Genomic DNA, 12,481 nt, shown 5'->3' with positions numbered 1-12,481 from the left:
ATGGCCAGGGCGATGCGATCTGCCCGGAACCCTCTTGTCAGCCCCCCGCCTCATCCTGCGCATGGACCCCGTAGGAGGCGGTTGGTCCCGCCCTCAAGATCCACCGCGATGACGCGGCCGGCTTGCACCCTGGAACTGCGCCAGGAGCCATGCCGATCCACCAGCGCCCCGAGCACCGATCCTGAACCCCAACCGAACACGCTTTGCGGGCAGCTCCGCGGCGTGGGCCGATTCGGCGCGGAAATCATCGTTCTTGGTCTCGAAAGGCACCTTTGGCGAGGCACAGGGGGAAAATCTGCTCGGCACCTTTGGCTTGGACCCGCTGAACCGGCACTTAAGCTACGACGGCAGATTCGACTTACACGCACGCTGAAAGGGCCAGAATCCCGTATGACTCATTGCGCAAACTTTGGAGAAGATGGTTCTGATGCCACAACCCCATGGCAGGCAGAATCAAGTGCCGTCAAGCCAGCGTCAGCTACAGCCCCAGACGCGCGAGTGCCTCGCCTAACCAAAACCCAGACCGAGAACCAGTAGCGGAGATTATGTAGATCCATGTCTGGGATATTCGCATCCGGTGTTAATTGGCCTGTCACCTTTTCCTTCCTTGCACCGCGGTAGTTCCAGGGGCGGGCGACTGAAGCGGCAGCTGCTGGGGATCCTGGACGAGGAAGCGAACTTGTGCTGATGGAAGAACCTGCCTGACCAGTACAACTAGCACAGCGCGTCGAGGTGGCAGCGGACCGGGCGCGTGCTCAAACCACGCGGTGGACGACCGCACCCGCCCGGCCTACTCCCATCCGCGGTGACGAGCACAAATCGAAGGCTAGCTGGCTTGGAAGACTTCTTGCCTCAGGCCACAGCCTTCGAATTCGCAACCTCGCTAGGAGGGATTCCGAACTTCGCTTTGAATACTCGGCTGAAGTGGGACAGGTCTGAGAATCCATGCTCGATGGCGACGTCGGAAACGGATCTAGTTCTGGCCTCCATCAGGGCCCGGTGGCAGGCCAGGAGCCTCTCCTCCAAGAGCCACCGCATTGCGGATTCCCCTTCTCGGGCGAAGAGCCGGTTCAACGTCCTGACGCTGATGTTCAGGGCTCCGGCCACTTGCGTGGCACTCAAGGAGGAATCCGACAGCCTAGCTCGCATAAGGGTCTTTGCCCGGCCGAGCCTTTCGGTTTGCTCGTCCATAGCCAGCGCCCCCGCAACGTCCGTCAACGCCAACGCGACAATATCGAGTATCGCGGAATCCAAGCGGTCGCGGGCGGCCGGAGCCAAATTATCCGCTTCGCGTGCCAGCTCTCTCAGGTACGTACCCGCAAGCCGAGCCATGGAAGATCCGTTGGACAGCCTGACGGCCGAGAGGGATTCAGGCGAAGCCACCCGTGATGCCAAAGCAACCCGGGGGATCTTGAGCACCAACTCACGGTAGGGTTCGCGAAAATCGAGCTTATAAGGGCTCATCGTGTCATACAGGACAAGATCGCCGACTCCGAGCAGGGCCTGCCGGCCATACTGCTCGACCAAGCAGGAGCCGGTTGATTTCAGACTTAGCAACAAATCGTCCGAAGGGGCGTTAGATACGTCGTTCTCGGATCGTTCGTAGGTCACTGGCGACGAATCGACCTTGGAAAGCCGGCAGCGACCTATTTGAACGACGGCGAGTCGCGCCGCGAAATCGGCTTTACGGTCGATGCGCACGCTGAGTCCGGCGTAGTTGGAAACGACTAACCGCTCCCACTCTGCGACGGAACTGGAGCTCACCGCTCGTACAACACCCTTGTCCATACTCGGCATCTGCCTACCTACCTGACTAACGGATTCCAAGACGAGCGTTCGTCCTCCAAACGGAGCATCCGTGTCCTATATCACAGCCCTTCCTACTAGCGTACCAAAGATGAGGTCGCCTGCACCGGGCAGCCCCGCGCCCTTCTCGATTGACCAGGACACCGCAGCGGGGCGGCCAAGCGCCCTCGCTCAGAGGAGCGGAAGCCCCCTAAGCAGTTCCTGAAGCTGGATGACTTGCCTGGGAACGAACTCGGCGATTGTCATTCCCACGATGTCGGCGGCTGCGTCGATGTCCTGAATCACACGGTGGACCTGCTCGGTCGTGAGGCCCCCCGGTTCCTTGCCCAGCCCGAAGATGGCCTCGTTGCTGTCTACGACATCGACGTCCAAATGGAGCGCCACACGGGTGCATCCGGTGCCGGCCAGCCACTCCAGCAGGGGCTGGCTGGATTCGCGGAGCTCATTCGGCCCGAAAGCAGTAATTCCCCATTCCGCCGCATTCGGGAAATCGTCCTCCGTCCACGAGTGCAGTCCCGCCAGGGCAGCGCGTTTCGGATCCACGGTCGCTGGCAAAAGCTGCAACACGTCCGAGTCTCCATGTCCCGTCAGGGTGCCGAGGGCCATGGCGTGGTAGCCGTGGTAGGCGCTGGCTGGAGTACCGACGTCGGGATGCGAATCGACCCATACGACGGCAAGGTCCTCCCCGTAACGCTCGGCAAGGTTGGCGAACGGCGCTACGCTCACGGAGCATTCGCCGCCCAGCGTCACGATACGGGCGGGGGCGTGTTGCTCGATGGTGTGGAGAGCGGCGTTTAGCTGCCCCAGGATCGCGTCCTTTGCCTCGACGCCGTCGCGCTCCTCAAGACCCTTGGGGCCAAGCTCCACGGGAACGACCGCCGTTGGACCATCATGCTCGGGGAGGATCGCGCCCAGGACTGCTGCACCCACTGCGTAGCCTCGGCGTGCCTGCTCGAAGGGCAGTTCGGGCGTCAACAGTCGAACCACGTCGGCGCCTGCGCCCTGCCATTGGGGCCAGACGAGCCGCAGCGACGGGCCCGCGCCAAGCGAAGACGAATCCCTCACGCCTTTTTTCTGGATGCTCATGCCGTCCCTCTGTCATAGCGCTGCGTTTGCTCGACCGGGATCGATAGAACGCTGGGCCAATCCATGAAGGTTCCCGTGTCTTCATTGAGAGCCTGCCCTTCAGGCGACGAGAAGGCGGCGTCGGCTGCTTCACGGGAGTCGAAGCTGTAGAAAGAGAGCGCATCGTAGTCCGGGAACGATTCTGGCTCCGCCCAGATGCCGTCCTCGTGTCCGATGCGGTTCTGTTGATAGGAGACCAGACCGGGCAGTCGGGAGGCGAGGGGAAAATGAGTCTCGTGGTAATGCCTGAAGAACTCGTCCCTGGTCATCCCAGGAACGCGTCGGGTGAGGAAAGCGATAGTGAACATGTATGAGCTGTCCCTTGGTAGGAGGAATAGAGGACCGTACCCCGGCAAGTGACGCGGGGAGACCGAGTCAAACGCATTAAGCAAGCAGTTCGCGGCGACTTTCGGAAGAGTTCTGCGCCAATTTCACCTTCCTCATCGGAGATTTCCGGAGTCAATAGCCGACGCTGAAACGAGTGCGGATATGACGGCCGTGGAAAAGCTCGTCCACGAAGGCGGCGGCGTAGTCTTCCGAGGAGATCGTGGAGATGCCCGCCTCGTCGGCGACCAGCACGTCTTTTCCGAGGCGATACCTGCTCTCCTTTTTTCCCGGGAACCGCAAACCGTATCGCGCCGGCGGGCTGAGATAGAACCATTCCGCTTCGCTCCGGGAGTCCTGGAGCGCCTTGAGGAGCCTCGAGTGCGATTCCGCGTTGCCCCGAGCTGCCGCGGGGAAGTCCGCGTGGTCCATGAAGGTGGGTCCGCCGGCTTGGACCTGCAGTGTTCCCGCACCTCCAACGATGCCCAGCCGGTAGCCATCCGCCTCGGCTTCCCGGAGGAGCTGGGGCACCAGACCTGCGAGCTCCTGCCCGTTTTCCAGACGAGCAGGAACGGCGAGAACCACCGCGTCGCGTCCTCGCGTAACCTCTTGCCTAAAGTCGTCGTCGTCAAGGCTGCCCGCAACCAGTTCCAGCCGGTCTTCCTTCTTGGGAGAAGGTAGGCTGACGTCTCGTGCGACACCGGTGACGGACGCAGAACGCGCAAGCAACTCGCCAACGATGCTTGTCCCCGTATATCCGGTCGCTCCGAAAACCGTGACGGTACCGATCTTTTTGTTCATGGCCTCAGTTCTTCCGATTAGCTGACTCGTATGTTCGTGGGCTGGGCCGGCCATCGCGCACCCTGGTACTGCCTCGGCCAGTATTCGATGTCTGCCCCCAGTTCGTGTGCGGCGCGAAGTGCGAAGTTCGGGTCACGGATGATTTGCCGCGCGAGCATGACCGCGTCGGCCCGCCCGGAGGCAACGATTTCCTCGGCTTGCTCCGCGGTGGTGATAAGTCCCACCGCGTTCGCCGCCACGCCTGCCTCCTTGCGCACGAAGTCGGCCAAGGGGACTTGGTAGCCGGGCTCCAGTGAGATGAAGATCCCGTTGGTGAGCCCGCCACTGGAGATGTCGAAGAAGTCCGCCCCGGCTTCCCTGGCCCAGCCTGCGACGACAGCCGTTTGCTTTTCATCCCAGCCGTCGTCGATCCAGTCCGTGGCGGAGAACCGTACGAAAAGTGGGACCTGTTCACCGATCGCTTCGCGTACGGATCGGACGATGCGCAGCAGGAGGCGGGCCCGGTTTTCGAGGCTGCCCCCATACCGGTCGGTGCGAAGGTTGCTGAGCGGGGACAGGAACTCGTGGATGAGGTAGCCGTGGGCGGCGTGGATTTCGACGACGTCGAAGCCGGCGCCCACCGACCGTCGGGCAGCTTCCCGGTAGTCGTCGACCACCTTGTCGATGCCAGCTTCGTCGAGGGCCTCCGGCACGTCGAAGCCCGGATACGCGACCGCCGATGGGGCGACTGCCTTCCAGCCGCCCTCGGCCACCGGCTTGGTGGTGCCGCACCGGTCGTCGAAGAGCCTGTAGTCGGACGCCTTGCGCCCAGCGTGGGAGAGTTGCATGCCCGCGGACGCCCCCTGAGAATGGATGAATCTCACGATCCGGGCCCACGCTTCGGCCTGGTCGTTGTTCCAGATTCCCGTGTCTTCGCTGGTGATCCTCCCCTCCGGGCTGACGGCGGTGGCCTCGGCGAAGACCAGCCCGGCGCCGCCGGAGGCGGACTTGCCGAGGTTCACGAGATGCCAGTCGTCCGGCACGCCGTCGTGCTGCTCGCACGAGTACTGGCACATCGGTGAAACCCAGATGCGGTTGCGGATGGTTGTGCCCCTGATGGACAGCGGGTTGAAGAGATGGGGCTGCCCCATGACGCGACTCCGTTCGAGTTGCCGGATGGAATTTCAACAAACTTAGGGCAATCCTCCATCTCCCGCTTGCCTGGATGCGCCACTGGAGGTTGCCCGTTTGCGCCAAGTGTCGCCGGTCACAAGTTGGCGCAAATGGGCAAGCCCGATGGCGCTTCGGGCACAGCAAGGCCAGCTGGCGGTGCGTACCGTCTTTTCCAAGCCGGCGCCAAAGGGGTCCCGGCACTGGATGCAAGGAAGCAGACCGTGACGACACAGGGAATCGACTCAAACGCAACCGCGGCGGTCTTTGCCGCGGACCGGCTGGCTATGCAGGACACAGTGGCGCGCTACGCCTGGGGTTACGACGAGGGCGACTTCGACATGCTGGCCGGAAGCTTCACCGAGAACGGCACCACGAGCGGCAAGGTCGCCAACTCCGACGCCTCATGGGGTCCGACTGCCGGCAACCGGGCGATCGCGGACATGCTCGAGACCATCCGGAAGCAGCAGACCGACCAGCGGCGCCACACGGTGCACACGTTCCGCGTCGAGAACCAGACAAGCACGACGGCCGACCTGTACAGCTACGTCCTCATCACGTCGACGGAAAACGCGGTGACCAAGACCCTGACCTCGGGGTGGTACCACGCCTCCATGGTCAAGGAGGCCGACGGCGAGTGGCGCATGGCCGATCTCACCGCCCTGCTGGACAGCCCCTTCTAAAGAGCCGGAGAAAACGATGTACGCAATGGATCAAAAAGTCGCCCTGGTCACCGGCGCGGGTTCGGGCATCGGGCGGGCCACCGCCCACAAGCTGGCCCGTAATGGCGCCACCGTGGTCGTCGCGGACCTGGACCTCGAGGCGGCCGAAGCGACCGTCAACGAGATCGTCGCCTCAGGCGGTGCCGCCGTCGCCCAGCGCTGCGACGTCACCGATCCGCAGGACGTAGCGGAGCTTTTCGCCCGCATCGAGGAGGACTTCGACGGGCTGGACTATGCGGTGAACAACGCCGGGATCTGCACCGAAGTTGCGTCGATCGCGGACTACAAGCTGCCGCTGATGAGGAAGATGATGGCGGTCAACGTCTCCGCCGTCTTCAACTGCCTCCAGCACGAGGTGCGGTCCATGCGCCGCAAGGGCAGCGGGGCGATTGTCAACCTCAGTTCCATCTTCGGCCAGGTCTCCGGCCCCGGCTACGCCGGGTACACCGCCACGAAGCATGCCGTGGAGGGCCTCACCAAGTCCGTGGCGCTGGAAAACGCCGAGTACGGGATCCGCGTGAACTGCGTTCGCCCCTCGGTCGTCCAGACGCCCCTGATGACGGGCAAGGACGTGCACGTCGAGCCGGGCAGCGACGAGTGGGCCGCCTACGAGGACGCCAATCCCTCGAAGCGGGCGGCCCAGCCGGAGGAGATCGCGGCCGGCATCGCGTGGCTGCTGTCCGACGAGGCCTCCTTCGTCTCCGGCGGCGGCATCAATCTCGACGGCGCCTACCTGGCCCGCTAAACCACGGAAGAACAAGAGGAACTGCAATGACAAAAATCGGTCTTGTCACCGGCGGCGGATCCGGCATCGGACGGGCCACGGCCCACCTGCTCGCCGCCCGCGACCACCACGTGGTTGTCGCCGACATGAATAAGGAAAACGCGGACAAGGTCGTCCAGGAGATTCACAGTGCCGGCGGACAGGCCTCCGCCCAGCGGGTGGACGTGCGGGACGACGACGACGTCGCCGCCCTCTTCGTAGGCATCAAGGACCAGTTCGGCCGACTGGACAGCGCCGTGAACAACGCCGGCATCACAGGTCCGATCGGGCCGATCCACGAGTTCGACCTCGAGGCGGCCAACACGATCCTCGACATCGACCTCATTTCCGTGTTCGTCTGCCTCCAGCAGGAAATCCGGCTGATGCAGGAACAGGGCTCCGGGAGCATCGTGAACCTCAGCTCCATCTGGGGTCTGACCGCGGGCGCGAACTACGCCGCATACACCGCCGCCAAGCACGGTGTTTCGGGGCTCACCCGTGCCGCCGCCCTGGAGACCGCCCAGCTCGGCATCCGGGTCAACGCCATCTGTCCGGGTTTCACCGTGACCCCGATGATCACCGACCAGGGGCTGAAGCTGCAGCGCGGGACCAAGGAGTTCGAGGCCGCCGGCGCGTTCCACCCGATCGGCAGGATGGGCGAACCCGAGGAAATGGCCGCGTCGATCGGCTGGCTCCTGAGCGATGAGGCCAGCTTCGTGACCGGGCACCTGCTCTCGGTCGACGGAGGGTTCGTGGCCCAGTGACAACGGACAGCGTGCTTTTCTCCCCCTACACGTTGGGGGACATGGAGCTGAAGAACCGCATCGTGATGTCGCCGATGCTCATGTACCAGGCGGAGAGCGACGGGCACGTCACCGAACGCCAGGTCCTCCACTACGGCGCCCGGGCGCTCGGCGGCGTGGGCCTGGTCATGACCGAGGTCATCGCCGTCCACCCCCAGGGCCGGATCAGCGAATCCGACATCGGCCTTTGGTCCGACGAGCACATCCCCGGCATCCGCCGCATCGTGGACGCGGTCCACGCCTGCGAGGCGAAAGTCGGCCTGCAGTTGGCGCATGCCGGCCGTAAGGCCGTCCTGCCCGAGGGGTGCGTGGCGCCCTCGGCCATCCCGCACTCGGAGGGCTCGGCCACGCCGTCGGAACTGACGACCGAGGACGTGCGGGCGCTGGTCCGGGACTACCGCGACGCCGCCGCCCGTGCAGACCGGGCTGGCGTGGACTGCGTCCAGATCCATGCAGCGCACGGCTACCTCATCCATGAGTTCCTAGCCCCGATGTCCAACCGACGCACGGACGAATACGGCGGGACCCTGGAGAACCGTGCACGGTTCCTCCTCGAGATCGTCCGCGAGATCCGCGCGGCCCTGCCGACCGGCAAGCCCCTGCTGGTCCGGTTCTCCGGAACCGACCTCATCGACGGCGGGGTCACCGCGGAAGATGCAGCGCAGCTGGCCAAGTGGCTCGAGCAGGCCGGCGCCGACTTCCTCGAAATAACCTCCGGCAACATCACCAAGGAGTACTCCGGCGACGTCTACCCGGGCTACCAGGCGAAATTCGTCGATGGCATCCGCAGCCAGACGACTTTGCCGATGGGATCGGTGGGTTCCATCCACTCCGCCGACCTGGCCGAATACCTGTTGCGGGACGGCGGCATCGACCTGGTCTTCATCGGCAGGGCCCTCCTCCGCGATCCTTTCTGGCCCATCCACGCGGCCGCGGACATGGGCGTGGAACCCCAACTGCCCATCCCCACTTACGCCCGGGCCACCGGACCCTACCAGCGCGGTTTCTAACCCACGACAGGGTCGAAGGCGTGCCCCGAGGCGTACCTCGTCGGCCACCATTCTGGGCCGCGGTGCCCGCCTCCGGGCACGCCTACCCATCAGTTAGTCCTGAAAGGGATCTCATGGAAACTGTTACTTCTTCGTCAGCGACGGAGGCTCTCCGCATTACGGGGCTGTCGAAAACATTCGCGGGCCAGAAGGCGCTGGACGATGTGTCGTTTGCCGTGCCCCGCGGCAAGATCACCGCCCTGCTGGGGATGAATGGGTCGGGCAAGTCGACCTTGATCAAGGTCCTGGCGGGCGTCTACCAGCCGGACCCGGGGGCGTCTTTGCTCGTGGGGGGTGCGGAGGTCACTCTGCCTATGACTCCGGAGGCGGCTCATCGCCAGGGCCTGCGTTTCCTGCACCAGGACGTGGGTTTGGTCGACAGCCTGTCCATCGCGGACAACTTCGCCTTCGTCGACAAGTTCCGGGCCCCAGGGATCCTTGGTCCCATCAGCGTTCGCCGGCAACACGACCACGTCGCCGCGACGTTGGCAAAGTTCGGGATCTCTGCGCACCCATCGACGCTGGTGGGAAAGCTCAACCCAACGCTGCGCACCATGATCGGTCTCGCCCGCGCTTTCCAGGACGAGGAAGAGGTCGGGACGGGGGCCTTCGCACGCAATGTGGTAGTCCTCGACGAACCCACGGCGTCGCTGCCGGCACACGAGGTCGACACGATCCTGACCTCTCTTGAGGAGCTTAAGGCCAATGGGGGGACGGTGATCTATGTCAGCCACCGCACCGAAGAGGTCAAGCGCCTGGCGGACCAGCTGGTGATCCTGCGGGATGGAAAGCTGGTCGCCGACGAGCCGACGGGGGACCTGAGCGTTGATGACATCGTGACCCGGGTCGTCGGCAAGAAGCTCGAAAAGACTCGGATTCCCCGTCCCTCGGAGCGCGAAGGAAAGGTCGCGCTTTCCGCGCAGGGCCTTTCCGGGCCCCGTCTGCGGGAGGTGGACTTCCAGGTCCGCTCCGGAGAAATCGTCGGGGTGGCGGGCCTGGTCGGGTGCGGGCGCAGCGAGTTGATCCGCATGCTCGCTGGCGCCCAAGTGCCGGCGTCCGGCGTCATGCGCATGGGCAGGCAGGCGTATACGCCCAAGAGTCCGGCCGATGCCATCGCCGCGGGCGTGGCATGCGTGCCCCAGGAACGGCGGCGCGAAGGCGTCGTGCTGCCGATGTCCGTGAAGGAAAACATCACTTTGGGGCGCCTGCGCTCCTTCACCGCCAACGGCACGTTGCGGGGGAAGAGGGAGACGTCAGGTGCCAACGACCTGATGGAGCGCTTCAGCGTCAAGCCGAGAGACCTGTCGCGGGTCGTGGGCCTGCTCTCCGGCGGAAACCAGCAAAAAGTCGTTGTCGCCCGCGCGGCCGGATATGGAGGCACCGTGTTGCTTCTGGACGAACCCACCCAAGGCGTGGACGCCTTGGCCAAGCAGGAAATCGCAAACATCATCCGCCAACTCGCCAGCGATGGGCTGGCCGTTGTCTTGGCCTCCACGGACTTTGAGGAGTTCGTCGGGCTCTGCGATCGGGTAGTGATCCTGGACCGTGGCCGGCTCGTGGCCACGGCCGAAGGCGATGACATCAATGAAGAACATCTGGCGCTGCTGTGCGCACGTACCGGGAAGGCAGCCTGATCCCATGAGCACCACGAAACCACGTCCGGAAGTCACTCCGGCCTCCCCCCACCGTGAGAAGGACAGCATGAGCACCACCACGAAAGCCTCCCCGAGCACGAGGGCAGCGAAGGGACGCCGACCTGACATTGGGTCCCTGGCAACCTCCTACGGCGTCATCGTCTTTCTGTTCCTCATGATCGCCGTCTTCTCCATCCTGCTGCCGGCCACCTTCCCAACGGCGGACAACGCCAAGGCAATCCTCACCGACCAGTCCATCCCGGTCATCCTCGCACTGGCGGCTATCCTGCCGCTGGCGGCCGGAGAGTTCGACCTGTCCCTCGGGGCGATCTTAGGCTTCAGCGCAATCACCGCCATCGCAGTCTCCAACGCTGGAGCGCCTGTCCCCGTCGTCCTGTTGGTCTGCGTCCTCGTCGGTGCGCTGGTCGGCACGGTCAACGCCGTGCTGGTGGTCCTAATCAAGGTCAACGCTTTCATCGCCACCCTCGCCTCGGCGACCATCCTTTCGGGCCTGAACCTGCTCGTGACCGGGAGCTCTCTGCTGGTGCTGGAATCCGAATCGTTCGGCGCGCTCACGATCACGAAGGTCCTAGGCCTGCAGATCGTCCTCGGGTACGCGATTGTGCTGGCCTTCGCCCTGTATTACGTGCTGGAGAAGACACCGTTCGGCCGCTACCTGCGGGCCACCGGCATGGGGCGTGACGCCGCCCGCCTCAGCGGCGTGCGGGTCGACAGGTACCTCGCTGCTTCCTTCATCGCCGCCGGAATCCTAGCTGCTCTGGCCGGCGCCTTGGTCGCCTCGCGCGGAGGAACCGCGGCGCCCACGTTGGGCCCTGAGTTCCTGCTGCCGGCCTACGCCGCCGCGTTCCTCGGCGCCACCACCATCAAGCCCGGCTACTTCAACGTCTGGGGCACCGTCATCGGCGTCGTGCTGCTGGCCGTCGGCAGCAACGGCCTGACTCTGTTGGGCGCCCAGACCTGGGTGACCAACGTCTTCAACGGCGTCGCGCTCATGGTGGCCGTGTCCGCCTCCGTGCTCGTGGGACGACGACGCAAGAAGGCCGTCTAGACGGGAACCAGCCCTCCCCCTTCATCCCTTCCAGACTCATTCGAGAGGCAATTCAATGAAGAACAACAAACCAGCACTTGCCGGCCTGACGGCGCTGGGCCTCAGCCTGGCACTGGCACTGACCGCCTGCGGCGGGAACAGCGCCAGCACGGCCGCCAGTACCGGAAGCGTGGACCTCAGCGCGGCCCAGGAAGTCCTGGCCGAGGCCCAGGCGACCGTGACGGAGTTCGATTTCCCCACCGACACAGTGGATGTGCCCAAGGACAAGTTCGTCGTCGGCATTCCCTGCGCCTACGCAGCAGAGGGCTGCAAGCGCGGCGTCGATGCTGTGGCAGAGGCAGCCAAGGAGCTCGGCTGGCGGTATCAGATGATCGATCCGGCCGGCGACCCGGACAAGATGAGGGCCGCCGTCCGGACGGCCATCCAGCTCAAGGCCGACGGGATCTTCCTCGGCGCGACTCCGCCGGCGGTCGTTAAGGACGACGTCGCCGCGGCCCGGGCCGCCGGGATCAAGGTCGTGAACATGTACGAGCCGGCCCCCGAGGACTTCGCTGACGCCAACTCCCTTCAGGACCATCCCTTGGCAGGCCGGTGGAACGCCGCCTACCTCGCTGTCGCAACTCAGGGCGGAGCGAAGGTCATCACCATTAATGACCCCGAGTTCGTCTCCGTCGTCGAATGGAACCAAGGGTTCGTCGATGGTCTGAAGGAACTGTGCTCCACTTGCGAGATCACCAAGGAAATCAACTTCCAGATCGCCAACCTCCAGACCCAGGTTCCCACCGAATTCCAGGCGGTCCTGCAGGCCAATCCCACCGCGAACGCTGTTTGGGCGGCGTACGACCCCGTCGCCCTGGCCATCACCCCCGTCATCAAGCGCTCACCGCAGGACGGCAAGATCAGCATCGTCTCCCACAACGGGGACGCCGCGGCCTTGGACGCCATCAAGGCCGGGGACCAGCCGTTCAAGGGCAGCGTCGGATACAGCATCGAATGGCAGTCCTACGCCGCCGTCGACCAAATGATCCGCCTCTTCGCCGGCAACCTTCCCGAGGAGTTGAAGCTCGTCAACGTGCCCGAAAAGCTCCTCACCCAGGAAAGCATCACGACTGTGCCGTGGGACGGCGACCTGGATTGGAAGAGCGAATACAAGAAACTCTGGAAAACCGAAAACTAGCCACCCCGGGGAGGAGGTCCTGCCCGCCCCGGCGGGGCCTCCTCCCCCGGAGTCTGTAT

12 protein-coding genes are annotated in these 12,481 nt (G+C 64.4%); 7 read left to right on the top strand and 5 right to left on the bottom strand.

Features of this window, described 5'->3' with window-relative positions; all coding sequences use genetic code 11:
- Positions 1 to 852: 852 nt before the first annotated feature.
- The 5 genes from ABD912_RS23150 to ABD912_RS23130 all read right to left on the bottom strand — a co-directional run bounded on the left by ABD912_RS23150 (position 853) and on the right by ABD912_RS23130 (position 5,186).
- A complete protein-coding gene (locus tag ABD912_RS23150; RefSeq protein ID WP_345154794.1) occupies positions 853 to 1,797 on the bottom strand; it encodes an AraC-like ligand-binding domain-containing protein in 945 nt (314 codons plus the stop codon).
- A gap of 180 nt (positions 1,798 to 1,977) precedes the next feature.
- The gene (locus tag ABD912_RS23145) at positions 1,978 to 2,892 is read right to left on the bottom strand and encodes an arginase family protein (protein WP_345154793.1); all 915 of its coding nucleotides are present in this window, start codon (positions 2,890 to 2,892) and stop codon (positions 1,978 to 1,980) included.
- The gene (locus ABD912_RS23140; RefSeq protein WP_345154791.1) at positions 2,889 to 3,239 is read right to left on the bottom strand and encodes an EthD family reductase; all 351 of its coding nucleotides are present in this window, start codon (positions 3,237 to 3,239) and stop codon (positions 2,889 to 2,891) included. Before ABD912_RS23140 ends, ABD912_RS23145 begins: the two co-directional genes overlap by 4 nt.
- Before the next feature lie 151 nt (positions 3,240 to 3,390).
- Positions 3,391 to 4,056 carry an NAD(P)-dependent oxidoreductase gene (locus ABD912_RS23135; protein WP_345154790.1) on the bottom strand — a complete coding sequence of 222 codons (666 nt, stop codon included), beginning with the start codon at positions 4,054 to 4,056 and terminating at the stop codon, positions 3,391 to 3,393.
- A 17-nt stretch (positions 4,057 to 4,073) separates the two neighbouring features.
- Positions 4,074 to 5,186, bottom strand: a complete 1,113-nt coding sequence (locus tag ABD912_RS23130; RefSeq protein ID WP_345154789.1) for an NADH:flavin oxidoreductase/NADH oxidase — start codon at positions 5,184 to 5,186, stop codon at positions 4,074 to 4,076.
- 243 nt (positions 5,187 to 5,429) lie between these two features.
- Here ABD912_RS23130 and ABD912_RS23125 point away from each other — a divergent pair, with 243 nt between their 5' ends.
- The 7 genes from ABD912_RS23125 to ABD912_RS23095 all read left to right on the top strand — a co-directional run bounded on the left by ABD912_RS23125 (position 5,430) and on the right by ABD912_RS23095 (position 12,422).
- Entirely contained in the window at positions 5,430 to 5,888 is a 459-nt protein-coding gene (locus tag ABD912_RS23125; RefSeq protein ID WP_345154787.1) for a nuclear transport factor 2 family protein, read from the top strand.
- A gap of 25 nt (positions 5,889 to 5,913) precedes the next feature.
- Positions 5,914 to 6,672, top strand: a complete 759-nt coding sequence (locus ABD912_RS23120; RefSeq protein WP_345154784.1) for an SDR family NAD(P)-dependent oxidoreductase — start codon at positions 5,914 to 5,916, stop codon at positions 6,670 to 6,672.
- Positions 6,673 to 6,698: 26 nt separating this feature from the next.
- Positions 6,699 to 7,454, top strand: coding sequence for an SDR family NAD(P)-dependent oxidoreductase (locus tag ABD912_RS23115; protein ID WP_345154782.1), 756 nt, complete (start codon positions 6,699 to 6,701; stop codon positions 7,452 to 7,454).
- An 11-nt stretch (positions 7,455 to 7,465) separates the two neighbouring features.
- Entirely contained in the window at positions 7,466 to 8,503 is a 1,038-nt protein-coding gene (locus tag ABD912_RS23110) for an oxidoreductase (protein ID WP_345154779.1), read from the top strand.
- A 113-nt stretch (positions 8,504 to 8,616) separates the two neighbouring features.
- Positions 8,617 to 10,176, top strand: coding sequence for a sugar ABC transporter ATP-binding protein (locus ABD912_RS23105; RefSeq protein ID WP_345154777.1), 1,560 nt, complete (start codon positions 8,617 to 8,619; stop codon positions 10,174 to 10,176).
- A 67-nt stretch (positions 10,177 to 10,243) separates the two neighbouring features.
- Entirely contained in the window at positions 10,244 to 11,245 is a 1,002-nt protein-coding gene (locus ABD912_RS23100; protein ID WP_345154775.1) for an ABC transporter permease, read from the top strand.
- A 55-nt stretch (positions 11,246 to 11,300) separates the two neighbouring features.
- Positions 11,301 to 12,422, top strand: a complete 1,122-nt coding sequence (locus tag ABD912_RS23095; RefSeq protein ID WP_345154774.1) for a sugar ABC transporter substrate-binding protein — start codon at positions 11,301 to 11,303, stop codon at positions 12,420 to 12,422.
- Positions 12,423 to 12,481: the final 59 nt, after the last annotated feature.

The organism is Arthrobacter ginkgonis (assembly GCF_039540195.1).
Taxonomy (GTDB): Bacteria; Actinomycetota; Actinomycetes; order Actinomycetales; family Micrococcaceae; genus Zafaria; species Zafaria ginkgonis.
This window is presented reverse-complemented; position numbering and strand designations above follow the sequence as displayed.

Bases quoted from the DNA above. Each gene is read 5' to 3' on its own strand.
- ABD912_RS23150 (WP_345154794.1), bottom strand. From the start codon at position 1,797: ATGCCGAGTATGGACAAGGGTGTTGTACGAGCGGTGAGCTCCAGTTCC.
- ABD912_RS23145 (WP_345154793.1), bottom strand. From the start codon at position 2,892: ATGAGCATCCAGAAAAAAGGCGTGAGGGATTCGTCTTCGCTTGGCGCG.
- ABD912_RS23140 (WP_345154791.1), bottom strand. From the start codon at position 3,239: ATGTTCACTATCGCTTTCCTCACCCGACGCGTTCCTGGGATGACCAGG.
- ABD912_RS23135 (WP_345154790.1), bottom strand. From the start codon at position 4,056: ATGAACAAAAAGATCGGTACCGTCACGGTTTTCGGAGCGACCGGATAT.
- ABD912_RS23130 (WP_345154789.1), bottom strand. From the start codon at position 5,186: ATGGGGCAGCCCCATCTCTTCAACCCGCTGTCCATCAGGGGCACAACC.
- ABD912_RS23120 (WP_345154784.1), top strand. From the start codon at position 5,914: ATGGATCAAAAAGTCGCCCTGGTCACCGGCGCGGGTTCGGGCATCGGG.
- ABD912_RS23115 (WP_345154782.1), top strand. From the start codon at position 6,699: ATGACAAAAATCGGTCTTGTCACCGGCGGCGGATCCGGCATCGGACGG.
- ABD912_RS23105 (WP_345154777.1), top strand. From the start codon at position 8,617: ATGGAAACTGTTACTTCTTCGTCAGCGACGGAGGCTCTCCGCATTACG.
- ABD912_RS23100 (WP_345154775.1), top strand. From the start codon at position 10,244: ATGAGCACCACCACGAAAGCCTCCCCGAGCACGAGGGCAGCGAAGGGA.
- ABD912_RS23095 (WP_345154774.1), top strand. From the start codon at position 11,301: ATGAAGAACAACAAACCAGCACTTGCCGGCCTGACGGCGCTGGGCCTC.